20 protein-coding genes are annotated in these 23,525 nt (G+C 70.4%); 3 read left to right on the forward strand and 17 right to left on the reverse strand.

Annotated elements, in window-relative coordinates; genetic code table 11:
• Positions 1 to 8: 8 nt before the first annotated feature.
• The 10 genes from IEY81_RS16165 to IEY81_RS16210 form a co-directional block, all read right to left on the reverse strand.
• On the reverse strand, positions 9 to 203 hold the full coding sequence (locus IEY81_RS16165) for a hypothetical protein (RefSeq protein ID WP_189119512.1): 195 nt from the start codon (positions 201 to 203) through the stop codon (positions 9 to 11).
• 117 nt (positions 204 to 320) lie between these two features.
• The gene (locus tag IEY81_RS16170) at positions 321 to 611 is read right to left on the reverse strand and encodes a helix-turn-helix domain-containing protein (RefSeq protein ID WP_189119513.1); all 291 of its coding nucleotides are present in this window, start codon (positions 609 to 611) and stop codon (positions 321 to 323) included.
• 60 nt (positions 612 to 671) lie between these two features.
• Positions 672 to 1,157, reverse strand: coding sequence for a CinA family protein (locus tag IEY81_RS16175; RefSeq protein ID WP_189119514.1), 486 nt, complete (start codon positions 1,155 to 1,157; stop codon positions 672 to 674).
• Between the two features lie 64 nt (positions 1,158 to 1,221).
• Complete coding sequence (locus IEY81_RS16180; protein WP_189119515.1) at positions 1,222 to 3,192, reverse strand: ExeM/NucH family extracellular endonuclease; 1,971 nt, start codon at positions 3,190 to 3,192, stop codon at positions 1,222 to 1,224.
• A 160-nt stretch (positions 3,193 to 3,352) separates the two neighbouring features.
• The gene (pgsA, locus tag IEY81_RS16185) at positions 3,353 to 3,988 is read right to left on the reverse strand and encodes a CDP-diacylglycerol--glycerol-3-phosphate 3-phosphatidyltransferase (protein WP_189119516.1); all 636 of its coding nucleotides are present in this window, start codon (positions 3,986 to 3,988) and stop codon (positions 3,353 to 3,355) included.
• A gap of 10 nt (positions 3,989 to 3,998) precedes the next feature.
• Positions 3,999 to 5,468, reverse strand: coding sequence for a 30S ribosomal protein S12 methylthiotransferase RimO (gene rimO, locus IEY81_RS16190; protein WP_189119517.1), 1,470 nt, complete (start codon positions 5,466 to 5,468; stop codon positions 3,999 to 4,001).
• A gap of 73 nt (positions 5,469 to 5,541) precedes the next feature.
• Entirely contained in the window at positions 5,542 to 5,964 is a 423-nt protein-coding gene (locus IEY81_RS16195) for a universal stress protein (protein ID WP_229787917.1), read from the reverse strand.
• The gene (locus IEY81_RS16200) at positions 5,964 to 7,487 is read right to left on the reverse strand and encodes a tripartite tricarboxylate transporter permease (protein WP_189119518.1); all 1,524 of its coding nucleotides are present in this window, start codon (positions 7,485 to 7,487) and stop codon (positions 5,964 to 5,966) included. The genes IEY81_RS16195 and IEY81_RS16200 overlap by 1 nt, the downstream gene beginning before the upstream one ends.
• A gap of 10 nt (positions 7,488 to 7,497) precedes the next feature.
• Entirely contained in the window at positions 7,498 to 8,025 is a 528-nt protein-coding gene (locus tag IEY81_RS16205) for a tripartite tricarboxylate transporter TctB family protein (protein ID WP_189119519.1), read from the reverse strand.
• Entirely contained in the window at positions 8,022 to 8,978 is a 957-nt protein-coding gene (locus tag IEY81_RS16210) for a Bug family tripartite tricarboxylate transporter substrate binding protein (RefSeq protein WP_229787918.1), read from the reverse strand. The genes IEY81_RS16205 and IEY81_RS16210 overlap by 4 nt, the downstream gene beginning before the upstream one ends.
• Positions 8,979 to 9,188: 210 nt before the next feature.
• On the opposite strand from IEY81_RS16210, the gene IEY81_RS16215 reads away from it, so the two are divergent.
• Positions 9,189 to 10,874, forward strand: a complete 1,686-nt coding sequence (locus tag IEY81_RS16215) for a sensor histidine kinase (RefSeq protein ID WP_189119520.1) — start codon at positions 9,189 to 9,191, stop codon at positions 10,872 to 10,874.
• Entirely contained in the window at positions 10,871 to 11,581 is a 711-nt protein-coding gene (locus IEY81_RS16220) for a response regulator (protein ID WP_189119521.1), read from the forward strand. Before IEY81_RS16215 ends, IEY81_RS16220 begins: the two co-directional genes overlap by 4 nt.
• Before the next feature lie 146 nt (positions 11,582 to 11,727).
• Here the strand turns inward: IEY81_RS16220 and IEY81_RS16225 are convergent, their stop codons facing one another.
• The 4 genes from IEY81_RS16225 to IEY81_RS16240 form a co-directional block, all read right to left on the reverse strand.
• Positions 11,728 to 12,744 (reverse strand): LacI family DNA-binding transcriptional regulator, encoded by a 1,017-nt coding sequence (locus tag IEY81_RS16225; RefSeq protein ID WP_189119522.1) that lies wholly within the window; start codon positions 12,742 to 12,744, stop codon positions 11,728 to 11,730.
• 23 nt (positions 12,745 to 12,767) lie between these two features.
• Complete coding sequence (locus tag IEY81_RS16230) at positions 12,768 to 14,153, reverse strand: glycoside hydrolase family 16 protein (RefSeq protein ID WP_189119523.1); 1,386 nt, start codon at positions 14,151 to 14,153, stop codon at positions 12,768 to 12,770.
• A 449-nt stretch (positions 14,154 to 14,602) separates the two neighbouring features.
• Complete coding sequence (locus IEY81_RS16235) at positions 14,603 to 16,579, reverse strand: helix-turn-helix domain-containing protein (RefSeq protein WP_189119524.1); 1,977 nt, start codon at positions 16,577 to 16,579, stop codon at positions 14,603 to 14,605.
• The gene (locus tag IEY81_RS16240; RefSeq protein ID WP_189119525.1) at positions 16,576 to 19,254 is read right to left on the reverse strand and encodes an FtsK/SpoIIIE family DNA translocase; all 2,679 of its coding nucleotides are present in this window, start codon (positions 19,252 to 19,254) and stop codon (positions 16,576 to 16,578) included. The genes IEY81_RS16235 and IEY81_RS16240 overlap by 4 nt, the downstream gene beginning before the upstream one ends.
• A gap of 76 nt (positions 19,255 to 19,330) precedes the next feature.
• Between IEY81_RS16240 and IEY81_RS16245 the strand changes: the two genes are divergently transcribed.
• Positions 19,331 to 19,987: a lysoplasmalogenase family protein gene (locus IEY81_RS16245; RefSeq protein WP_189119526.1), complete on the forward strand. Its 657-nt coding sequence runs from the start codon at positions 19,331 to 19,333 to the stop codon at positions 19,985 to 19,987.
• Here the strand turns inward: IEY81_RS16245 and IEY81_RS16250 are convergent.
• The 3 genes from IEY81_RS16250 to IEY81_RS16260 are packed head-to-tail and all read right to left on the reverse strand — an operon-like array spanning position 19,984 to position 23,523.
• Positions 19,984 to 21,669: a ribonuclease J gene (locus IEY81_RS16250; RefSeq protein ID WP_229787919.1), complete on the reverse strand. Its 1,686-nt coding sequence runs from the start codon at positions 21,667 to 21,669 to the stop codon at positions 19,984 to 19,986. The genes IEY81_RS16245 and IEY81_RS16250 overlap by 4 nt on opposite strands.
• A gap of 11 nt (positions 21,670 to 21,680) precedes the next feature.
• Positions 21,681 to 22,568, reverse strand: a complete 888-nt coding sequence (gene dapA, locus IEY81_RS16255; protein ID WP_189119528.1) for a 4-hydroxy-tetrahydrodipicolinate synthase — start codon at positions 22,566 to 22,568, stop codon at positions 21,681 to 21,683.
• Positions 22,569 to 22,584: 16 nt separating this feature from the next.
• The gene (locus tag IEY81_RS16260) at positions 22,585 to 23,523 is read right to left on the reverse strand and encodes an LLM class F420-dependent oxidoreductase (protein WP_189119529.1); all 939 of its coding nucleotides are present in this window, start codon (positions 23,521 to 23,523) and stop codon (positions 22,585 to 22,587) included.
• Positions 23,524 to 23,525: the final 2 nt, after the last annotated feature.

A 23,525-nucleotide genomic window follows, 5' to 3' on the forward strand; every position in this document is an offset into this window, starting at 1 on the left:
CATCCGCGCTAGCGCAGCAGCCGCATCCGGATCTGCGCGATCCGTACCCGGGTCTCCCGCATGTGGCGGACCACGTGGACTCGCTCGCCGGGCGCGACCGAGGTGAGCTCGTCGCGAAGGATGTTCAACGTCTCCTCCAGGCCGAAGAGCTCGGCCTCGAGCAGGTCAGGGGTCTCCGAGTAGCCCGCGTTCTCGACAGCCATGTGCATTGCACCATCTCCCCATCCGTGCGTGGGACCGTCGTGGGCCCACGTCAGGCAAGGAGACGGAGCGGAAGGCGTTGAGACACCCGAGAGAAAATCTCCCCGAGATTGGGTAGATCAGGCGGCGGCAGTGACGTCGGCCGTGGCCCGGACCGGCATCCGGAGGATGGTGGCCTCCTCGAGCGCGACCGCGTCGGAGACGTCGCGGAGCACGTCGGAGAGGGCGACGTCCAGCGCGCTGCAGAGCGAGGCGAGGAGCTCCGAGGAGGCCTCCTTCTGGCCGCGCTCGACCTCCGAGATGTAACCGAGGCTGACCCGCGCCTGCGCAGAGACCTCGCGCAGGGTCATCCCGCGCTCGAGGCGCTGGGCACGAAGCACCTCGCCGAGAAGTCGACGGAAGAGCACCATTGCGGTCAGCCTCCTACAGTTCACAGGTCACCGACATCTGGGTGACGTCTTGCACCAACGCTACCCGACGGTTCGATGTTCCCGCCGAAGTAGTCCGAGTAGTTCTTCCACAGCGTACAAACAGGTATCACGCTGGATCTCGCCGCGCGACCCCGACAGCCCGAGTTGTGCCGTTGTCTCGCCGTGCGGACCGGAGATGCCGACGAACACGGTCCCGACCGGCTTCCCCTCCTGCTCCTCGGGGCCGGCGACACCCGTGGTGGAGAGCCCGTACGTCGCGCCCGCCTCCTCCCGCGCCCCGGCGGCCATCGCTGCCGCGCACTCCGCCGAGACCACCCCGACGGTCTCGATCACGGACTCGGGAACACCCAGCAGCTTGTGCTTGAGCTCGGTCGCGTACGTCACGAAGCCCCCGCGGTAGGTCTCGGAGGCTCCCGGAGGGTCGGTGAGCATCGCGGCCAGGCGGCCGGCGGTCAGGGACTCAGCGGTCGCGACCGTCGCGTCGGCGTCCCGCAGAGCGGCGAGGAGATCATCGAGTGCTGACATGTCACACAAGGTAGCGGCCCGGCCCTCATCGAAGGACCGGGCCGCGCGGCGCGTCTCGCGAGGATCAGCCGCCGTTGCGCTTCAGCCCGACGACGACCGGGTCGTGGTCCGAGGAGCGGAACGGCGAGTCGGTGTGGAGGTCGGCGCCGGTGTAGTTGTAGCGGCTGTACTCGAGCAGCAGCGACTCACCGGAGTTGATGTTCCAGATGTCCGAGCCGGTGAAGCGGCGCTGGGCGTGCCGGTTGAGCAGCACGTGGTCGAGCGAGCCCGACAGGCCCGAGAAGGAGTAGCTGTACTCCTCGTTGCCGCTGAGCGTCTCGGAGTCGGCGTAGCCGGCCTGGTAGAGGACCTGCATCGGGTCCTCCTGGGTGTAGGAGTTGAAGTCACCGACGAGCGCGACGTCGGCGAGCCCGGTCTCGGTCTTGATCGCGGAAACCCACTCGACCAGCGCGGTGGCCTGCCGGACCCGTGACTCGTTGGAGGCACCCTGGCCGTCGCCGGTGTCGCCGTCACCCGGCCACGGGCCGGGCGATCCCTTCGACTTGAAGTGGTTGACCACGAAGAAGAACGGCGCGCCACCGACGGTCGGCTTGAAGACCTGACCGATCGGCTCGCGGGCGTTGCCGAAGGCCTGGTCGTCGCCGCTCTGGGTGCCCAGCGCCCGAGCCTTGCCGAGCGGGCGGACCGCGGAGCGCTTGTAGATGATCGCGCTGGTGATCACGTCGGAGCCGGAGGCGTCGGGCAGCTCGTCGGAGGACGGGTTGGCCGTCCAGACCTGGCTGCCGGCGGCCTCGTTGAGGGCGGCGACCAGCGACCGGGGGGCCTCGTCGGGCGTCTCGCCGAGGCGCGCGGAGTTCTCGATCTCCATCAGGCCGACGACGTCGGCATCGAGCGCGTTGATCGCGGAGACGATCTTCGACTGCTGGCGCTCGAAATCGGCCGGGTCCCAGGCGCCGCGCTGGTCGCAGCCGCCGCTGACGTTGTTGCCGTCGCCGTCACGGTCCTTGTAGGCGGTGCAGCCGCCGTCACCGACGTTGTCGTCGTCGGCGTCGCCGAGGGTGGTGAAGTAGTTGAGCACGTTGAACGAGGCGATCTTCACGTCCGCGCGGCGGCCGATCTTGCGCTCGTCAGGGGCCTCGGTGCGTACGTTCTCGAAGTCGACCGGCCAGGTCGCCGGGTCGGCGGTGGCGACCTGGGTGGGCTGGAGGCGGTAGGTCGGCGCCGAGGGCGAGCCACCCTCGGAGAAGATCACCGGGCCGCGGAAGTCGACCGAGGCGCCGACCACGACGGGCGAGGTGTTGGAGACGTAGGGGATGGTGCGGCTCGTCGGCGGCCGCAGCGTGGTCGAGGAGCCGTCGTCGAGCACGATCGCCCGGGCGGCGTTGTCGGCCTCGACCGCGGCGGCCTCGTCCGAGCCGGGACGGGCGACCTCGGTCGGCTGGAGCAGCGGGTGGTCACCGTGGGCCAGGCCGAGCTCGCCGTAGTTCTCCACCCCGTAGGTGTTGCTCACCGTGATGTCGCCCTGCGGCGTGAAGAGCATCCCCTCCAGCGACTCCTTCTGCGCGTCGGTGGCGGGCCACGCGGAGACGACCGGCTCGATCGACCCGGTGCCGTCGGTGACGATGTCGCCGGCAGCCGGCACCGTCACCTGGGTCAGCCCGGCGTACTCGCCCACCTCACCGGTCACCGTCACCGCGTCGCCCGGCTCGACCGTCACCGCGCCCGCGGAGCGGGGCTGGTAGACGAAGAGCGCGTCGGAGGCCTGGTGGGACCCGAGGTCGAGCGAGCCGCCCGTGCCGGGGGTCTGCAGGTAGAAGCCGAAGAAGCCGCCGGAGGGGTACGCAGCGGTGACGATGCCGCTGGTGGTGACCGTCTGACCGTCGAGCGGGCTGGTGGTGCCGGTGCCCTGGATCTCGGAGATGGCGACGACCTCGGCCGTGGTGGCGCCTGCGGTCGGCATGGCGACCGCGCCGACGCCGGCGACGGCGGCCGTCAGACCGACCACCGAACCGAGCACCTGACGTGCTGAGAACATGGATGACTCCCCGCGTGAAGTTGTGGCGATGGGCGGTCTGCCCGATTCAGCACCGACCGAAACCAGGCGACCATAACGCGGCGTACGCCCTCGTGGCGGGGATCTTGGGTGAAGGTCTGGTAACGGAGTTACAACCGCCAGGAACCACCCGGCAGGGAGCTCAGGAGCGCAGCGAGGCGCGCTGCTTCCACACGCCGTGGAAGAACTGGGCGCCCGACCACATCGTCAGCGCGACCGCGACCGCGAGGCACACCTGGAAGGCGTAGAAGAGCAGCTCGAGGACGAGCGCGTCGCCGAAGGCGCCGCCGTGGGCCCCGCCGTGCGGCAGCGGCAGCACCAGGCCGCCGAGCGCGACCGCCTGCACGGTGGTCTTGATCTTGCCGAGCTGGTCGGCCGGGATCACGATCTTCTTCAGGATCGAGAGCCGCAGCAGCGTGACGCTCCACTCGCGCAGCAGCACGATGATGGTCACCCACCACCACACGTCACCGACGATCGAGAGACCGATGAAGGCCATCCCGGTGACCGCCTTGTCGGCGATCGGGTCGGCGATCTTGCCGAAGTCGGTGATCAGGTTGTGCTTGCGGGCCAGGTCGCCGTCGATCTTGTCGGTGATCATCGCGAGCACGAAGATCACGAACGCGACCCAGCGCATGGTGACGCTCTCGCCGCCGTCGACGAGCAGCGCCCAGGCGAAGAACGGGACCGCGATGATCCGCAGCGTGGTCAGCGCGTTGGGTACGTTCCAGTTGCTCGTCTTGGCCACGGCCTCGGCACTCTTCGGCTGCTCGTTCACGGGCTGCACCTTAACCGTTCACCGTCGCGACAAGGTCAACGCCTTCGGATGCGACGACGGTCGCGCTCACCAGATCGCCCGGCGAGATGTCGGCGGCCGAGCCCTCAGGGATCTCCAGCGAGGTCATCCCGTCGACTTCCGGCCCCTGGTGGGCGGCGCGGCCGAGGATCTCGCCATCGGCGACCTCCTCGACGAGCACCACGACCTGCTCGCCGATCCGCTCCTCGGCGCGCTGGGCGGTGAGCTCCTCGACGAGCTCGGTGACGTGCTCGACGCGAGCGCGGATCTCGTCCTCGTCGAGCTTCAGCGCGTCGTCGAAGGCGGCCGCCTCGGTGCCCTCCTCGTCGGAGTAGCCGAAGACGCCGGTGACGTCCATCCGCGCCGCGACCAGGAAGTCGGTGAGGATCTCGAGGTCCTCCTCGGTCTCACCGGGGAAGCCGACGATGACGTTCGAGCGCACCCCGGCCTCGGGCGCGTACGCCCGGATCTGCTCGAGCAGCCCGAGGAAGCTCTCCGGGTCGCCGAAGCGCTTCATCCGCCGCAGGACGGCGTTGGAGGCATGCTGGAAGCTGAGGTCGAAGTAGGGCGTGACGCCCGGCGTGGTGGCGATGACCTTCAGCAGGTCGGGCCGGGTCTCGGCGGGCTGCAGGTAGGAGACGCGTACGCGCTCGATGCCGTCGATCGCCGCCAGCTCGGGCAGCAGCGTCTCGAGCAGCCGGATGTCGCCGAGGTCCTTGCCGTAGGAGGTGGAGTTCTCCGAGACCAGGAAGAGCTCCTTGACCCCCTGGCCGGCCAGCCACTGCCCCTCGTGGAGCACGTCGCTGGGGCGGCGGGAGACGAACGAGCCGCGGAACTGCGGGATCGCGCAGAAGGTGCAGCGCCGGTCGCAGCCCGAGGCGAGCTTCAGCGGCGCCCACGGGGCGTCGTCGAGCCGGGTACGTCCCGCGAAGCCTGGCACCTGGTCGACGGCTGCCATGCCGGGCACCGAGATGGCGGAGGCGTCGCGCTCGACCGGGGAGATCGGGAGCAGCAGGCGCCGGTCCTGCGGCGTGTGCGGGTGGTGGGTCTCGCCGGCCACGATGGCGCGCAGCTTGCTGGCGATGTCGGGGTAGTCGTCGAAGCCGAGCACCGCGTCGGCCTCGGGGAGCTCGGCGGCCAGGTCCTTGCCGTAGCGCTCGGCCATGCAGCCCACCGCGACGACGGCCTGGGCGCGGCCGGTCTCCTTCAGGTCGGCCGCCTCGAGCAGCGTGTCGACCGAGTCCTTCTTCGCCTGCTCGACGAAGCCGCAGGTGTTCACGACCACGGTGTCGGCCTCGTCCGGGTCGGCCACCAACCGGAAGCCACCGGCGGTCAGCCGCCCGGCGAGCTCCTCGGAGTCCACCTCGTTGCGGGTGCACCCGAGGGTCACCATCGCGACCGACAGGAGCTCCTTGTCGGCAGGCTGGGCGGTCTCGGCGGAGGGTTCGGTGGCAGTGCTCATCACCGGCAAGTATGACGGGCACATGCCCCGGACACCGAACCCTCGCGCCGGGCCCAGCCGGCAGGCCGGGCGATCAGTCGGGCGTCGACCCCGGCTTCACCGAGAGCACCGGGCAGGCCGCACCGAGCAGGATCCGCTGGGCGACGCTGCCCATCAGCAGCTTGCCCACCGGCGTACGCCGCCGCAGCCCGACCACGATCAGCCGGGCGTCGAGCTCCTCGGCCGTCTCCAGGACCGCTCCGGCGACGTCCGGCTCGATCGACTGCCGGATCTCGTGGGGCCGTTCCGAGCCGGTGAGGCGGCGCTCGAGCTCGGCGAGCTGCTCCTCGAAGGCGAAGCGGTCATCGACCAGGGCGTCGCCCCGGGAGGCGTTGACGACCACCACGCCACGGTCGCGGCGCTCGGCGTCGTCGAGAGCCCAGTCCAGCGCGACGGCGCCGAACTCGTCGGGCGCCCAGGCCACGACCACCCAGCCACCCGCGGGAGTCGTACTCATCAGTCCACCAGCTCCTTCTCGTCCTCGACGGTGGCCGACCGCTCGGCCCGTGCCCGGACGCGGACGATGAACGGCCGGCCCAGGATGAACAGTGCGATCAGGACGTAGATGACCACGGCCAGCGGCTCGCTGAGCAGCACGACGTAGTCACCGCCCGAGATGGTCAGCGCCTCGCGCAGCTTGCTCTCCATCAGCGGTCCCAGGATGACGCCGAGGATCAGCGGCAGCACCGGCAGCCCGAAACGGCGCATCATCAGCCCGAGCAGGCCGAAGGCGAGCAGCAGCGCGATGTCGAACGGGTCCAGGTTCGTCGCGTACGCCCCCAGGCAGGCGAAGAAGAGGATGCCTGCGTAGAGCTGCGGGCGCGGGATGCGCAGCAGCCGGGCCCACAGCGGCGCCAGCGGCAGGTTGAGCACCAGCAGCAGCGTGTTGCCGATCAGCAGGCTGGCCAGCAGGGTCCAGACCAGGTCGGCGTGGTCGGTCATCAGCTGCGGTCCCGGAGTGATGCCGTAGCCCTGGAGGGCCGAGAGCATCACCGAGGCGGTCGCGGTGACCGGCAGGCCGAGCGCGAGCATCGGCACGAACATGCCTGCGGCCGAGGCGTTGTTGGCCGCCTCCGGACCGGCGACACCCTCGATGGCGCCACGGCCGAAGTCGCCGCGCTTGGAGAGCTTCCGCTCGGTCAGGTAGGAGAGGAAGGTCGGCAGCTCGGCGCCACCGGCCGGCAGCGCGCCGAACGGGAACCCGAAGGCGGTGCCGCGCAGCCACGGCTTCCAGGAACGGCCCCAGTCGTCACGTCCCATCCACGGTCGGCCGACAGGGGTCACGTGTGCGGGGCGCCGGCGCAGGTGGGCGGCCACCCACAGGGCCTCACCGAGGGCGAAGATGCCGACCGCGACGACCACGATGTCGAGCCGGTCCACCAGCTGCGTCACGCCGAAGGTGAGCCGCGGCTGGCCGGTGTTGAGATCGAGGCCGACCAGACCGATCGTGAGGCCGAGGAAGAGCGCGGCGAACCCGCGCAGCGCCGAGGTGCCGAGCACCGTCGTGGTCATCACCAGCGCCAGCACCATCAGTGCGAAGTACGACGGCGCACCCAGGTCGACGGCGACGTCGGCCAGGGCCGGCGAGAAGAAGGCGACCAGGAGGGTGCCGATCGTGCCCGCGATGAACGAGCCGACCGCTGCGGTGGCCAGCGCCTGCGCGCCACGCCCCGCCCGTGCCATCTTGTTGCCCTCCAGCGCTGTCATCACCGAGGCGGACTCCCCCGGTGTGTTCAGCAGGATCGAGGTGGTGGAGCCGCCGTACATGCCGCCGTAGTAGAGGCCGGCGAACATGATGAACGCGCTGGTCGGCTCGAGCCGGTACGTCACAGGCAGCAGCAGCGCGATGGCCATCGCCGGGCCGATGCCCGGCAGCACGCCGACGAAGGTACCCAGCAGCACGCCGATGGCGGCGTAGAGCAGGTTCATCGGGGTCAGGGCGGACTCGAGCCCGCCCATCAGAAGTTCGAAGTTCTCCATCAGTCAGTCCTCACAGGATCCCGTCGAGTACGCCAGGGGTGAGCGGGATGCCCAGGCCGACGTAGAAGGCGTACCAGCTGCCGATCGCCAGGACGAGCCCGACGATCACGTCGCGCACCAGCGTGCGGCTGCCGAGGGACCAGGCGGCGCCGGCGAAGAGCAGGCCTCCGGAGATCGCCCAGCCGAGCAGGTTCACGGTCGCGACCGTGAACAGCAGGACCGCGACCAGCTTGAGGACGGTCAGCCAGTCGGCCGAGGAGCTCAGATCCACGTCCTCACCCTCTTCGGGCTCTGGCTGGGCGCCACGGGCCGTGGCGACCACGAGCAGCGCTCCGACCAGGACGAGCCCGGTGCCGATGAGGTAGGGAAAGGCGCGCGGGCCGACCGGGTCGGCGAAGCCGACCTCGAGCCGGGCGGCGTCGAACACCGTGTAGATCCCGATGACGATCATGAACGCGGCCAGGCCGTACTGGCCGAGGTCGACCCGGCGCTCGGCGGGCCGGGTCTCAGGTGCCTTGTGGGCTTCGGGTGCGCTCACAGCAGATCCAGCTCCTTCAGGGTCGAGGAGACCCGCTGGTCCTGCTCGACCAGCAGGTCGTCGAAGTCGTCGCCCGTGGTGAAGGCGTCGGTCCAGCCGTTGTCCTTCAGCGCCTGCTGCCACTGCTCGGAGTCGTGCATCCGGGTGAGCAGGTCGATCAGCTCCTGACGGCGCTTCTCGCTGATCCCTGGAGGCGCGAGCACGCCGCGCCAGTTCAGGAAGACCAGGTCGAGGTCGCTCTCGGTCAGTGTCGGAGCGTCGGCGAAGACGCCACCCGCGCGCTCGTCGCCGGAGGTGGCCAGCACCCGGAGCTCGCCGGCCTCCACCTGCCCCTCGAACTCGGCCAGGCCGGAGAAGCCGACGTCGATCTTCTCGCCGAGCAGCGCGCTGGTGAGCGGGCCGCCGCCGTCGTACGAGACGTACTTGACCTCCTTCGGGTCGATGCCGGCCGCCTCGGCGAGCTGCATCGGGAAGAGGTGGTCGGGGCCGCCGGGCGAGGAACCGCCGCCGACGACGACGGAGTCGGGGTCGGCGGACCAGGCCTTCACCAGATCGTCGATGGTCTTGAACGGCGAGTCGGCCGGGACCAGCACGCCCTCCTGCTCCTCGATGAGCTGGGCGATCGGGGTGGCGTCCTGGGGACGGGCGTCGACCCCGAAGGAGTACGTCGAGCCGACCACACCCAGTCCGATCGTCATGAGCAGGTTGCCGTTGCCCTCCTCGCTCATCAGGCGCGACATCGCGACCGAGCCGCCGGCGCCCAGGATGTTGGTCACCTGGATGTCGCCGCCGGTCAGGTTGTCGCGGTCGAGGACGCCGACGGCCGCGCGGCCGGTCTGGTCGTAGCCACCGCCGGGGCTGTTCGGGATCCACATGTCGAGGTCACGGGACTGCTCGCCACGGGTCACGCCGCAGGCCGAGGCCGCGGCGATCAGGCAGGTCACGAGCAGCACGGCGAGAGTGCGGGTTCGGCGTATGCTCGCTGCCCGGCCCGGTCGCCACTGCTGCTTCGGCAGCGGCGGCTGGCTCGGATCGGGCGGGGACTGCGATGTCGGGGTCGACAACGGCTGGCCTCCAGACTGGGGGATGAAACGGTCAGTGGTGATGGTCACAGCCCCGCGTGACCGCCGTCACCGTTGGGCAACCAAAGGAGGTTGTGGAACTTGTGGTCACCGGCCCCACGCCGCCACCTGACCCTCGCCGGGCAGGTGCTGGTCCTGCAGCTCTCGGTGCTGTTCCTCGTCGTCGTCGCGACCAGCATCGTCTCGCTGCAGCAGAGCGACGCCGACTTCCGTGACTCGCGCGAGGACCGGCTCCGCGCCGCCGCGGAGAGCCTCGCCGGCACCGCCGCGGTCCAGGACGGGCTGACCGCCGGCCCCGACCGGCTGGCGCTGGCGTTCTACCTGCAGACCCGGGCGGCCGACGCGGGCGCCGACACCGCCTACCTGACCGGTCTCGACGGCGACGTGCTGGTCGCGACCGACCCGACTCGTGTCGGGGAGAGGCTCGACCTCGGCGGCGGGGAGGCGAGCCGCGCCTGGTCCGGCGACATCGAGGACGCCGGGCGCCGCGCGATCGCTGCCCAGGTGCCCGTCTACGGTGGCGGGTCGACCGGGCCGGACGCCCAGGCCCCGCGCCCGGTCGGCGTGGTCGTGGTGACCGAGGACTACCCGCCGCTGACCGAGCGGATCGCCCGCACCTGGGCCGACGCCGTCACCGTGCTGCTGATCGGCCTCGCGCTCGGGCTGCTGGGCTCGTGGCTGCTGGCGCGGCTGATCAAGCGGCGTACGCGTGGGCTCGAGCCTCGTGACATCGCCGCCCTCGCCGATCACCGCGAAGGGCTGCTGCGCTCGATCCGCGAGGGCGTGCTCGCCGTCGGTGCCGACGGGCGGGTCAGCCTGATGAGCGACAGCGCTCGCGACCTCCTCGGGCTGGGGTCGGACCCGACCGGGCGACGACTCGAGGAGCTCGATCTGCCCGCCGAGACGCTCGCCCTGCTCAGCGGCTCCGAGGAGGTCCACGACACGCCGCTGGTCGCCGGCGACCGGGTGCTCGTGCTCAACCGCAACCGGGTCCACCACGACGGCCGTCCCGCAGGCACCGTCACCACGCTGCGCGACCGCACCGAGCTGGTCGCCCTGCAGAGCGAGCTCAACGCCCGCGAGAGCGTCACCGAGACGCTGCGGGCGCAGACCCACGAGTTCAGCAACCAGCTCCACACCATCACCGGGCTGCTCGAGCTGGAGGAGTACGCCGAGGTGGGCCGCTTCGTCACCGGGCTGACCGCCCGCCGGGCGGCCCTGAGCGACCACGTCACCTCGCGGATCGACGACCCGGCGGTGGCCGCCCTGCTCATCGCGAAGGCCAGCCTGGCGGCCGAGCGTCGGGTGAGCATCGACCTGGAGACCTCCAGCGCGCTCCCCCGGCTCACCCCCGACGGCTCCGCCGACGTGGTCACGGTCCTCGGCAACCTGGTCGACAACGCCGTCGACGCGGCGGCGCTGGTCGGGCCGCTCGACGGCCGGGTCGGCGTACTGCTGACCGCGGAGCGTCAGACCGTGACCGTCCGCGTCTCCGACACCGGCGGTGGGGTGCCGGCCGAGCGCATGCCGGAGATCTTCCGGCGCGGCTTCAGCACCAAGCCGCGCGATGCCAGCGGCCGCGGGGTCGGGCTCGCGCTGGTGCAGCTGGTGTGCCGTGCGCGCGGCGGCGAGGTCGAGGTGGAGAATACCGGCTCGGCGGAGCGGCCCGGAGCGGTCTTCGTCGCGACCCTGCCGGGCGCCGCGCCGCTCTCGCCGCCCGCCGCCGCTGCCCCTGATCCTGATCCTGCCACTGAGGAGTACCGATGACGCCGACGCCCGAGCTCACCGTGCTCGTGGTCGAGGACGACTTCATGGTCGCCTCGATCCACACCCGGTTCGTGGAGCGGGTCGACGGGTTCCGGGTCGTCGGCGTGGCCGCGACCGGCTCCCAGGCGCTCGACGAGGTCGCCCGCCTCTCCCCCGACGTGCTGCTGCTCGACGTGCACCTGCCCGACTTCAGCGGCATCGAGCTGCTCCGCCGCCTGCGCGGCCGAGGGGACGACGCCGACGTCATCGTGATCACCGCGGCCCGCGAGGCCGACACGGTGCGCGCGGCTGCCGCCGGCGGTGCCGCCCACTACGTGGTCAAGCCATTCCCGTTCGAGGACCTCGCCGCCCGGCTCGAGGACGTACGTCGCTCCCGCGAGGCGCTCGCCCGCATCGACGAGCGCGGCGACGGCGTCGAGCACCGCGACCGGGTCCAGGCGGGCATCGACGAGGTGTTCAACCACCAGGCCAGCGGCCGGGAGGCACGCGAGCGGCTGCCGAAGGGGCTGAGCGCCGAGACCGCCCGCGCCGTGCTCGCCGCACTCGAGTCGGCCGGTGAGCTCAGCGCCACCGAGTGCGCCGACGCTGTCGGCGTCTCCCGGGTCAGCGCCCGGCGCTACCTCGAGCACTTCGCGAGCACCGGCCGGATCGGCGTACGCCTCAACTACGGCACCGCCGGCCGCCCCGAGCGCCGCTACCGCGGATAACCCCACCCCGACCCGTCGAAAATCGACGCCGAGAGGTCAGAAATCGCCACCGAGACGTCACTTCTCGGCGCACTCGCTCCCGATATTCGACCTCTCGCCGTCGAGTTTTGACCACTCGGAGGGGTTTGAGATCGGCCGGGCGGCCTTCAGGCCGAGTCGCGGACCACCAGGGTCGTGGGGAGGACCACGGCGGGCTCGACCTCCTCCCCCGCCACCAGGCGGAGGATCTGCTCGGCGAGGCGGGTGCCGATCTCGTGGATCGGCTGGTGGACGGTGGTCAGCGGCGGGTCGGTGAACCGGGCCGTTTCGACGTCGTCGAAGCCGATCACCGCCACGTCGTCGGGCACCCGGCGGCCGAGCCGTCGCAGCGTACGCAAGGCACCGTCGGCCATCAGGTCGGAGGCAGCGAAGACGGCGTCGATGTCGGGTTCGCGCTCGAGCAGCCGCTCCATCGCCTCCATGCCCGACTGGCGCATGAAGTCGCCTTCCTCGACCAGCGGCGCGGCGCCTTCGAGTTCTTCCAGCCCGGCGAGGTAGCCGGCCAGCCGCTCCCGTCCGGCGACCATGTCCTGCGGACCGGAGATGGTCGCGATCCGGCGGCGGCCGAGGCCGATGAGGTGGCGCATCGCCGCCTCGACCCCGCTGGCGTGCTCGACGTCGATGTAGGGCACGGTGGCCTCGCCGAGCGGTCGGCCGCTCGTGACGACGGAGACGCCCGCGAGGCGCAGCTCCTCGGGAAGGGTGTCGGCGCCGTGCATCGAGGCGAGCACGACACCGTCGACGGTGCGGCCGTGGACGTACCGGAGGATCCGGTCGTGGCTCGACCTGGTCGAGGCGAGCAGCAGCACCAGCTGCTTGTCGGCCTTCTCCAGCGCCTCGCCGACGCCGCGGATCACGCCCGGGAAGAAGGCGTCGTCGGAGAAGACCCGGGTCGCCGACTCCGGCAGGATCAGCGCGATGGAGTCCGTACGCTGCGTCACCAGGCTCCGCGCCGCCGGGTTGGGCACGTAGCCGAGCTCGGCGATGGCCCGGCGGATCCGTTCCTCGATGTCCGGTCGCACGGTGGTGGAGCCGTTGACGACGCGGGAGACGGTCGCTCGCGAGGCCCCGGCCGCCCGCGCCACTGTCTCCAGCGTCGGCCGGCCGGCCGGGGTCTGCTTCATGAGTGGAACCTATCGCCTCCCGCTCATCGGGAGAACGTGAACCAGTTGATGTTGACGAAGTCGGCCGGCTGGCCGCTGGTGAACCTGAGGTAGACCGTGTGCGTGCCGGTCACGTCGCTGATGGCGCCGGGGACCGTACGCCAGCTCTGCCAGCCGCCGGTGTTCGCGACCGAGAAGCTGCCGACCGGGGTGCTGTTGACGTCGTCGAGGCGTACCTCGACCAGACCGCTGACCCCGCTCGGAGCCCCGGAGGCGACGCGGGCCGAGAACGTGTGCGCCGCGCTGGATCCGAAGTTCACCCCGTCGTAGCGGAGCCAGTCACCGTTGGAGAGGAACCCCACGTCCTGGCCGCCGCCGGCGTCGCTGGTCGTCTCCGTCTGGGTGCCGCTCTGGGCGTCGTAGGACTCGGCCTGGATGGTGGAGTAGGCGTCGCGGTTGCCGGGTTCCGGCGGGTCGGTCGGGTCCGGCGGGTCCGTCGGATCGCTGCCGCCGCCCTTGGAGTAGACCGCGACGTAGTCGACCAGCATCGGTACGCCGGAAGCGGTCGACGCCGTCGGGCTGCCCGGCCAGCCGCCGCCGATCGCGACGTTGAGGATGATGAAGAAGCCGTGGTCGGTCGCGTTGTTCCAGGTCGTCGCGTCGACCTGGTCGGAGCGGACCGTGTGGTAGAGCACGTCGTCGACGTAGAAGCGCAGCTGCTGCGGGCTGGTGCTGCGGTCCCACTCCATCGCGTACGTGTGGAACGACGACTGGCAGCTCGAGCCGGGGCAGCCCTGGATCGTGCCGCCGATGCCGGTGGTCTCGTTGCACGGGCCGCCGGGCGAGGTGCCGCAGTGCAGCGTCGCCCAGACCTGGTTGGCGCCGTTGACGTTCTCCATGATGTCGATCTCGCCGATGCCCGGCCAGTTCCAGTAGTTGCCGCGGAACGGCTCGCCCAGCATCCAGAACGCCGGCCAGATCCCCTGCGCCGCCGCGCCGGTCACGTTCGGCATCTGGATACGGCTCTCCACCCGGAGCACACCGCCCGACGGCGGCTGGAAGTCGCTCCGCGTGGTCTCGATGCGCCCGGAGGTCCAGTTGCCGGAGCCGTCGCGGATCGGCTTGATCGCGAGGTTGCCGTTGCCGTCCTGGTAGACGTTCTGGGTGCTGTCGGTGTGGTACGCGATCTCGCCGGTCCCCCAGTTGGGCGCGCCGCCCGGGTAGGAGTGACCGATGTCGTAGATCCAGTCGTCGGTGTTGATCCGCGACCCGGCCGACCCGGTGAAGTCGTCGCTCCACACCTTGGTCCACCCCGCCGGCGTACCGGGCTCCGACGCCTGCGACGCCTGCCCTATCGAGCTCAGCGGGATCGCCAGAGCGACCACCCCGACCGCGACGACCGCGGCCCCTAATGCCTTGAGACTTCTCATGTTGACTCGCTTTCCGAATGAACGAGCGGTGAGTCCCTGCGACTCGTGAGAGCGCTCTCTCGAGGACACATGATGTCAGCACGATGTGACCCACGTCACCCGTTGAGCAAACTCTTAACCCACCCATGCATCGCCGAGTCGGCGCATCTGCCCCAGAATTTCGTGCCCAGTCGGCGCGTCTGCCCCACGTACGGACGCCCAGTCGGCGCAACTGCCCCGCCCAGGAGCGTCGAGCCGGCGCATCTGCCCCAGAAGTCGAGGCAGATGCACGAAGCGGGCGCCCGATGTCGGGGCAGATGCGCCGACTGGGCGCGTACGAGCGAGGCAGATGCGCCGACTGGGCGCTCAGATTCGGGGCAGATGCGCCGACTCGGCACGTATGCGTGAGGCAGACGCGCCGACTCGGCGACTTCAGATGGGGCAGATGCGCCGACTCGGCGGGGTGGGGGTCAGTTCGTCGTGTAGGTGCGCTGGGCGGGCTCGCCGGTCTTGCCAAGGGCGCGGGCCTTGCCGTCGCCGACGGAGACCTTGAGGGAGCCGTCGGAGGTCTGTACGCGCAGGGGCGGGGTGACCTGGAGCTGCTTGGACTCGCCGAAGGCGAGGTCGCCGCTGAAGACGACCTTGCCGCGGGAGTCGCGTACGACGACGTGGGCACCGCCGCCGGCAGCGGAGATGGTGACGGACACCGGCGTGGACTTGCCGTAGGGGCTGTCGGTGCCGGCGGAGCCGTCGAGCTGGATCGCTCCGGCCTCGGGCTCGCGCTGGGTGCCGTCGATGACCAGTCGGGCGACCGACCAGACGAGGATGACCGCCATCACGGCGGCGACCAGGACGGACCATGAGGGGCCGCCGCGCATCCGCCGCACGGGGCGTACGGCTGCGCTGTGAGCCAGTTCGGCCTCGAAGACGGCGCGCGGACTGACCGGGCCGGAGGCGAACTTCTCGTCATAGGTGCGCAGCAACGGCGCGACCTCGATGCCGAGGACGCGCGCCAGGGTGCGCAGGTGACCGCGGGCGTAGAAGTCACCACCGCACGGACCGAAGTCGTCGACCTCGATCGCCTCGATGACGTGGGGACGGATCCGCGTCCACTCGGCCAGACCCTCGATGTCGAGGGCGAGCCGGCGGCGGGCCGCCGCGATCTCGGCACCGATCTCTGGAGCCTTGGGCGGCATCTGCTCGGTGACCTCGTCGTCGATCCCGTCGATCGAGATCACGCCGGACGCATCCTCGGTCTCGCCGATCGCCCGCACGCCCTCGTCTTCGTCCTCGAAGTCGTCGAAGGTCTCGAAGACGGGCTCGAGCCCGGCGACCTGGGTCTGGTCCGAGACGTCCTCGGCGCCGAGTTCGGTCTCGATCGGGTCGAGCCGGAGGGCGTTCGAGCCCTGTACGGCGACGGTCTCCTGCGGTTCCTCGGGCACGTAACGTACGTCCACCCGGACAGCCGACGACGGCTCCCGCAACGGCGCGACCGGCTCACTCTTCTCCGAGGCCCGTGCGTCGGCCTCGTCGGCGGTGGTCACCTCGGTCTCGGGGTCGGTCTCGAGCGTCTTCTCGTCCTGCTCCGTGTCCCGGTCCACCTGGTCCTGCTCCGCCTCGTCCACCACGTCCGCGGCATTGATATCAGGCTCGTCCAAGACCCTGAGCATGCGGGGGTTGGTGTCACCGGCGCGCCCGGACAGCGGCGGTCGGATCGCGGTGTCGCCGTCGTCGTCGGAGGGGATCTCGGCGACGCCGTCGTCGGTGTCCTCGTCGACGCCATCCGGCTCCGGATCCGGCTCCTCGGCGGCGACCCCGGGGTCGATCTCGACGACCTCGACACCGTCGGCGGCGACGTACGCGATCGCCTCGGTGACATCGTCACCGGCACCGAGGACACGGGTCGAGAGGCCGAGCGGGATCGAGAACGGCAGACCGTAGAGCCGCTCGGTCAGCATCGCCTGGCGACGAGCGGTCGGCGAGAGCTGATCGAGCACCTCGTCCTCGTCGTGGAGCAGTACGCCGATGCGACCGTCCTTCCAGAACCGCTCGAAGCCCGCCGGACGCGGGGTGTGCTCGACGGACTCGATCTTGGACCACGGGATGCCCTGCCAGGTCGCCCCGAAGCGCAGGCGTACGCCCTGCTCGTCGACGAGCAGCAGCGGCAGCCGGGAGTCCCAGGCCGTCCAGCCCTGCACCGCCGCGACGGCGATCAGGATCAGGCCGACGAGGTAGCCCTCGATGCCGCCGCGCAGCACGAAGGCGACGCCGACCAGCAGCGAGGCGAGGGCGACGACCAGCGCGAGGCGGCCGTTGCGGCGTACCTCGACGACGTCCACCTCGGCGGTCTCGCCGGCGCCGGCGGTCTCGAGATTCGTGGCAGCCTCGACGTCCCGATCGGTCTCGGCAGGGTCGACGGTCTCCACCGCCGGTGACTTCTCGCTCACATCTCCCCCTGGATCGTTGCGATGACGCCGTCGACCTCGTCCGGCTTGACGAGTACGTCGCGCGCCTTGGAGCCTTCGGAGGGGCCGACCACGCCGCGGGACTCGAGGATGTCCATGAGACGGCCGGCCTTGGCGAACCCGACGCGGAGCTTGCGCTGCAGCATCGAGGTCGAGCCGAACTGCGTGGAGACGACCAGCTCGACCGCCTGCACGACCAGATCCATGTCGTCGCCGATGTCGTCGTCGAGCACCCGCTTCGACTCCGCCGGCGCCGTGACATCCTCGCGGTAGACCGGCTCCAGCTGGCCCTTGACCGACTTCACGACGGCGTTGACCTCCGACTCGGAGACCCAGGAGCCCTGCACACGGATCGGCTTGGAAGAGCCCATCGGCAGGAACAGACCGTCACCCTGACCGACCAGCTTCTCCGCACCCGGCTGGTCGAGGATGACGCGGGAGTCGGCCAGCGACGAGGTCGCGAAGGCGAGCCGCGAGGGCACGTTGGCCTTGATCAGACCGGTGACGACGTCGACCGAGGGCCGCTGGGTGGCCAGCACCAGGTGGATGCCGGCGGCGCGCGCCAGCTGGGTGATGCGTACGACCGCGTCCTCGACGTCGCGCGGGGCGACCATCATCAGGTCGGCGAGCTCGTCGACGATGACCAGCAGGTAGGGGTAGGGCGAGAGCACCCGCTCGGAGTCGGGCGGCAGCTGCACCTTCCCCGCGCGGACGGCCTTGTTGAAGTCGTCGACGTGGCGGAAGCCGAAGTTGGCCAGGTCGTCGTAGCGCATGTCCATCTCGCGCACGACCCAGGCCAGCGCCTCGGCGGCCTTCTTCGGGTTGGTGATGATCGGCGTGATCAGGTGCGGCACGCCTTCGTAGCTGTTCAGCTCGACCCGCTTGGGGTCGACCATGATCATCCGCACCTCATCAGGCGTGGCCCGCATCAGGATCGAGGTGATCATCGAGTTGATGAACGACGACTTACCCGAGCCGGTCGCACCCGCGACCAGCAGGTGGGGCATCTTCGCCATGTTGGCGACGACGAAGCCGCCCTCGACGTCCTTGCCGATGCCGGTGATCATCGGGTGGTGGTCGCCACGCGCGGCGTTGGAGCGCAGCACGTCGCCGAGGGTGACCGTCTCCTTGTCGGAGTTCGGGATCTCGACGCCCACGGCTGACTTGCCGGGGATCGGCGAGAGGATGCGTACGTCGGCGGAGGCGACCGCGTAGGCGATGTTCTTCTGGATGCCGGTGATCTTCTCGACCTTGACGCCGGCGCCGAGCTCGACGATGTAGCGGGTGACCGTCGGTCCGCGGGTGTAGCCGGTCACGGCGGCGTCGATGTTGAACTCCTCGAGCACCGCCTGGAGCCGGTTGACGATGTCGTCGGAGGCCTTCGAGCGGGCCTTGTGGGGCGAGCCCGGCTTGAGCAGGTCGCTGGAGGGCAGCGTGTAGGCGACGTCGCCGGCGAGCGTGAGCTGCTCGACGCGCTGGGGCAGCTCGGCGTGCGGAGGCGGCTCGAGCTCGCCCTTCTGGTCACGCTTCTGTCCGGGCCTCGGCCCGGTCTCGGAGACCGCCGGCATGAGCCCCGCGGCGTCGCTGGGCGCGGCCTCGTCGGGCTGGGTGTCGGCGTCGTCGTCGAGGGCGAGCGCGATGTCGAGCCCGTCCTTCTTCCGCTTCTTCTTCGGCTTCTCCTCCTCGAGCAGCGGCGTCTCGTACGGCTCGAAGCCCTCGCGGTCGAAGGTGTCCTCGTCGGCGAAGAGCTTGCCGCCGCGGCGCACCCGGCGGATGTTGGTGCCGCTGTCGCTCATCTCCTCGGGCGGGGTCAGACCGAGCGCCCGGTCGCGCAGCTCCACGAGCCGGCGCGGCACCTGGTAGAGCGGGGTGCCGGTGATGACCAGGATCCCGAAGACGACCATGAGCGAGAGGAGTACGACCACCACGGCCGTCGAACGCAGCACGTCGAGGAGCAGGCTGGCCACGACGTAGCCGATCGCGCCGCCGGCCCACTGGAGCTCGCTGCTGTCGCCGGAGGTGGGCTGCGGGTTGCCGTTGGCGATCTGCACGATGCCGAGCGTCGCCATCAGGAACGCGGTCCAGCCGATCGCGACACGGCCGACCGGAGCGGCGTTGACCGGGTCGCGCATCAGCCGCGCGCCGGCGACGACGAGACCGACCGGCACCAGCCAGCCGACCTTGCCGACCACACCGGCCACCGCGATGCGGACGATGTCGAAGAACTGGCCGCCGAGCTGGAACCAGACGCCGGCGGCGACCAGCACGGAGAGGCCGATCAGGAAGAGGCCGGCGCCATCACGGCGGTGCTCCGGCTCGAGCTCGCTGGCCGCCTGGCCGCTGACCCGGAAGATGGCCGCCACGGCCCCGGCGATCGCCAGCCACAGGCTCGCGATGGTCGAGAAGACGGCGTCGAAGAGGACTGCGATCGGGCTGGGCCCGTTGCGTACGGCACGCGGTGGCGTGCGGTTCGCCGGCCTCCGGTTGGGAGACTTTGCGGCGGGACGGCGCTTGTTCTGGCCCTTGTTCGGCGCTGCCTTGGAGCGGGCCCGGCTCGTGGCCGTTGCTCGCTTTGTCGTGGTCGTACTCCGGGGACGGGTGCTCTTGCTGGTGGTCGAGCTCCGCGAACCCGGCGGGGAAGACGTACGGGTCGCCATACAAGCAGGGTATTTGACCAGGGGCTTCACCTCCGGGACCCCGTGGGGGTGTGTTGCACCGGTGTAGTTTGCCGCCATGCTGAGCCTGACAGTGTTGGTCGCCGTTCTCACCGCCGCCGATGCCGTGGCGGACTGGGCCTGCGTGTGGTTCGGCAGGCGACGGATCCACTACCTGACCAAACCGCTGGTGATGGTGGGGCTGATCGCGCTCACCCTGCTCGTCGGCGACGGCGAGCGTGCCGCCTGGTGGCTGGTCGTCGCGCTCTTCTTCGGCATGCTCGGCGACATCTCGATGATCGGCTCCTCGCCCCGCAGGTTCCTCGGCGGCGTGGCCCTCTTCTTCGTCGGCCACCTGGCGTACGCGGCGACCTTCCTCGCCCTCGGCCTCGACGCCCGCACGTGGTCCTGGGCAGGCTTCGCGGTCGCGGTGGTGCTCGCGATCCCGATGGGGCGGGTGCTCCGGGGCGCCCGCCAGATGGGTGGGCCGCCGATGGCAGTGGCCCTGGCTGCGTACGCGCTGGTGATCGCGACCATGCTGGTGCTCGGCTGGCTGACCGGGAGCGTGTGGATCGCTGTCGGTGCGCTGGTCTTCGTGGTCAGCGACACCCTGATCGGCCTCAACCTGGCCGAGCACGGCAACGCGCCGCCGCGCCTGACCAACGTGCAGATCATGGTGACCTATCACGTCGGCCAGGCGCTGATCACGGCTGGCGTGCTGCTTGCCCTGGTCTAGGCCTCGATGACGACCGGGATGATCATCGGCCGGCGGCGGTGGGTGCTGGAGACCCAGCGCCCGAACGTACGCCGGATGGCCTGCTGCAGCTGGTAGGTGTCGGTCGCGCCCTCGGAGATGGCGCGGTTGACGGCCTTGACGATCGGCTGCTTGATCGGGTCGAACGCGTTGTCGGGCCAAGCGTGGCCGCGGGCGTGGATCTCGGGCCCGCTGGCGACCGTGCCGTTGACCGAGTCGACGACCACGATGATCGAGACGAAGCCCTCCTCGCCCAGGATGCGGCGGTCCTTGAGCTCGGACTCGGTGACATCACCGACGGTGGTGCCGTCGACGAACACGTAGCCGCACTCGACCTTGCCCGCGATCTCGGCCTTGCCGTCGATGAGATCGACGACGACACCGTCCTCGGCGTAGACGACGCTCTCGACGCCGGTCTGGCGGGCCAGGTCGCCGTTGGCGAGCAGGTGGCGCACCTCGCCGTGGACCGGCATCACGTTGCGTGGGCGGACGATATTGTAGCAGTAGAGCAGCTCGCCGGCGCTCGCGTGGCCGGAGACGTGGACGAGGGCGTTGCCCTTGTGGACCACGTTGGCACCGAGGCGGGCGAGGCCGTTGATCACCCGGTAGACCGAGTTCTCGTTGCCGGGGATCAGGCTGCTGGCGAGGAGGACGGTGTCGCCGGGCTCGATGTGCACGAAGTTGTGGGTGCCGTTGGCGATCCGCGACAGCGCCGACATCGGCTCGCCCTGCGAGCCGGTCGAGACCATGACGACCTTCTCCGGCGGCAGCTCGGCGAGCTCCTTGGCGTCGACGATGACGTCCTCGGGCACGTGCAGGTAGCCCAGGTCGGAGGCGATCTGCATGTTGCGGACCATCGAGCGACCGACGTACGCCACCTTGCGCCCGTGCGCGACCGCACTGTCCAGCACCTGCTGGACGCGGTGCACGTGGGAGGCGAAGCAGGCCACGATGATGCGCTGGTCGGACTCGCGGAAGACCTGCTCGATCGCAGGCGAGATCTTCTTCTCGGCGGTCGTGAAGCCGGGGACCTCGGCGTTGGTGGAGTCGGTGAGGAAGAGGTCCACGCCCTCCTCGCCGAGCCGGGCGAACGCACGCAGGTCGGTGATCCGACCGTCGAGCGGCAGCTGGTCCATCTTGAAGTCACCGGTGTGCAGCACGAGACCGGCGCCGGTGCGGATCGCGACCGCGAGCGCGTCCGGGATGGAGTGGTTGACGGCGACGAACTCGAGCTCGAACGGCCCGAAGGAGATCGTGTCGCCCTCGCGTACCTTGTGCTGGACGGTCTCGCGCAGGCGGTGCTCGCGCAGCTTGGAGCCGAGCAGCGCCAGGGTCAGCTCGGAGCCGACCAGCGGGATGTCCTGGCGCTCGCGGAGGAGGTAGGGCGTCGCGCCGATGTGGTCCTCGTGACCGTGGGTCAGGACCAGCGCCTCGACGTCGCCGAGACGGTCACGGATCGGGCCGAAGTCGGGCAGGATCAGGTCGACACCGGGCTGCTGCTCCTCGGGGAAGAGGACGCCGCAGTCGACGATCAGCAGCCGACCGTCGTACTCGAAGACGGTCATGTTGCGGCCGACCTCGCCGAGGCCCCCGAGCGGGGTGACGCGCAGGCCGCCCTTCGGGAGCTTGCCGGGTTCGGTCAGCTCCGGGTGTGGGTGAGACAAAGGCATTCCTTCTAGAGAAGGCCAGAGGCCTCCAGCCCGGCTCGCAGCGCCTCGACCTCGTCGTCGTCGAGCGCCGCCAGGGGCCCTCGCACATTGCGGTTGTCGATCACGCCGGTCAGCTCGAGAGCGGCCTTGGCAGTGGTGGCTCCGTAGTTCGGGACGCCCATGATGGCGTCGATCGCGGGGAGCATCCGCGCATAGGTCTTTCGGGCGGTCTCGATGTCGCTCGCCGCGAAGGCGTCGATCATCGTCCGCGTCTGGTCGCCGAGCACATGGGCGGCCACGCTGATCACGCCGACGGCGCCGTGCGCCAGCCAGGCGAGGGTGAGGGCGTCGTCGCCGGAGTAGATCGCGTAGCCGAGGTCGAGCAGCTTGGTGCCGCGCGCGAAGTCGCCCGCGGCCTCCTTGACGGCCACGACGGTGTCCCAGGTGATCGCCTCGCGGTAGGTCTCGAGGCTGATCGGGGAGGCGGTGCGGCCGGGGACGTCGTAGAGCATCAGCGGCAGGTCGCTGGTGGAGGCGACGGTGCGGAAGTGTTCGCGGATCCCGCGCTCGCCCGGCTTGCTGTAGTAAGGCGTCACCAGCAGCACGCCGTCGGCGCCGATGGACGCGGCCTGCTTGGCGAGATGCACGGTGGTGCGGGTGTCGTTGGTGCCGATGCCTGCGACGATCTTGGCGCGGTCGCCGACCGCGTCCTTGACCGCCGCCAGGATCTCGCCGTCCTCGTCCGGAGTCGTGGTCGGCGACTCCCCCGTGGTGCCGGAGACGACGAGGCCGTCGTGGCCGTGTTCGACCAGGTGCTTGGCGACTTTCTGGGTCTGCTCCAGATCGACCGAACCGTCATCGTTGAAGATGGTGACCAGTGCTGAGAGCACGGTGCCGAATGGAGCATCAGTCATGGCGTACAGACTATCCTCAGACGCGCGCCATGACCTCCTCGGCCACGAGCGCGAGATGGTCGAGGTCCCTCAGGTCGAGCACCTGGAGGTAGATGCGGCTCGCGCCCGCGTCCTCGAGCCTCTTGATCTTGGCGACCACCTCGTCCGGGGTGCCGGCCAGGCCGTTCTCGCGCAGCTCGTCGGGCTCGCGTCCGATCGCCTGCGCGCGCCGGGCGATCTCGTCCTCGTCGCGGCCGACGCAGAGCACCTGCGCCGCGGAGTAGATGATCGAGTCGTCGCGCCCGGCGGCCTCGACGAAGCGTCCGACGTTCTCGAAGAGCGTCTGGGACTCCTCCACCGAGACGAACGCAGCGTTGAACTCGTCGGCGAAGGTCGCGGCCAGCGTCGGGGTGCGCTTCTTGCCGCCACCGCCGACGATCACCGGGATCGATCCGGCGTGACCACGGGTCTGCACCGGCTTCGGCAGCCCCGGGCTCTCCTTGATCGTGTAGTGCTTGCCCTCGAAGCTGAAGGTCTCCCCCGGCTCGGTCGCCCACAGCCCGGTGATGATCTCGAGCTGCTCCTCGAGCCGGTCGAACCGCTCACCCAGCGCCGGGAACGGGATCCCGTACGCCTCGTGCTCCTCTGCGAACCACCCCGCACCCAGTCCGAGCTCGACGCGGCCGTCGGACATGTCGTCGACGTTGGCGGCCTGGATGGCCAGCACTCCGGGGAGCCGGAAGGTCGCGGAGGTGACCAGCGTGCCGAGGCGGATCGTGCTGGTGTCACGGGCGAGGCCGGCGAGCGTCGTCCAGGCGTCGCTCGGACCGGGCAGACCGTCGACCGACCCCATCTTCAGGTAGTGGTCAGATCGGAAGAACGCCCCGAACCCGAGCTCCTCGGCCTTCTGGGCGACACCGAGGATGTCGGCGTAGGACGCCCCCTGCTGGGGTTCGGTGAAGATGCGCAGCTCCATGG

Source organism: Nocardioides luteus (assembly GCF_014648595.1).
Classification (GTDB): domain Bacteria; phylum Actinomycetota; class Actinomycetes; order Propionibacteriales; family Nocardioidaceae; genus Nocardioides; species Nocardioides luteus.

Coding starts and splice junctions, on each gene's coding strand:
- IEY81_RS16260 (WP_189119529.1), bottom strand. CDS start 23,523: ATGGAGCTGCGCATCTTCACCGAACCCCAGCAGGGGGCGTCCTACGCC.
- IEY81_RS16230 (WP_189119523.1), bottom strand. CDS start 14,153: ATGAGAAGTCTCAAGGCATTAGGGGCCGCGGTCGTCGCGGTCGGGGTG.
- IEY81_RS16180 (WP_189119515.1), bottom strand. CDS start 3,192: ATGTTCTCAGCACGTCAGGTGCTCGGTTCGGTGGTCGGTCTGACGGCC.
- IEY81_RS16165 (WP_189119512.1), bottom strand. CDS start 203: ATGGCTGTCGAGAACGCGGGCTACTCGGAGACCCCTGACCTGCTCGAG.
- IEY81_RS16245 (WP_189119526.1), top strand. CDS start 19,331: ATGCTGAGCCTGACAGTGTTGGTCGCCGTTCTCACCGCCGCCGATGCC.
- dapA (WP_189119528.1), bottom strand. CDS start 22,568: ATGACTGATGCTCCATTCGGCACCGTGCTCTCAGCACTGGTCACCATC.
- IEY81_RS16175 (WP_189119514.1), bottom strand. CDS start 1,157: ATGTCAGCACTCGATGATCTCCTCGCCGCTCTGCGGGACGCCGACGCG.
- IEY81_RS16240 (WP_189119525.1), bottom strand. CDS start 19,254: ATGGCGACCCGTACGTCTTCCCCGCCGGGTTCGCGGAGCTCGACCACC.
- rimO (WP_189119517.1), bottom strand. CDS start 5,468: ATGAGCACTGCCACCGAACCCTCCGCCGAGACCGCCCAGCCTGCCGAC.
- IEY81_RS16200 (WP_189119518.1), bottom strand. CDS start 7,487: ATGGAGAACTTCGAACTTCTGATGGGCGGGCTCGAGTCCGCCCTGACC.
- IEY81_RS16170 (WP_189119513.1), bottom strand. CDS start 611: ATGGTGCTCTTCCGTCGACTTCTCGGCGAGGTGCTTCGTGCCCAGCGC.
- IEY81_RS16220 (WP_189119521.1), top strand. CDS start 10,871: ATGACGCCGACGCCCGAGCTCACCGTGCTCGTGGTCGAGGACGACTTC.
- IEY81_RS16225 (WP_189119522.1), bottom strand. CDS start 12,744: ATGAAGCAGACCCCGGCCGGCCGGCCGACGCTGGAGACAGTGGCGCGG.
- IEY81_RS16195 (WP_229787917.1), bottom strand. CDS start 5,964: ATGAGTACGACTCCCGCGGGTGGCTGGGTGGTCGTGGCCTGGGCGCCC.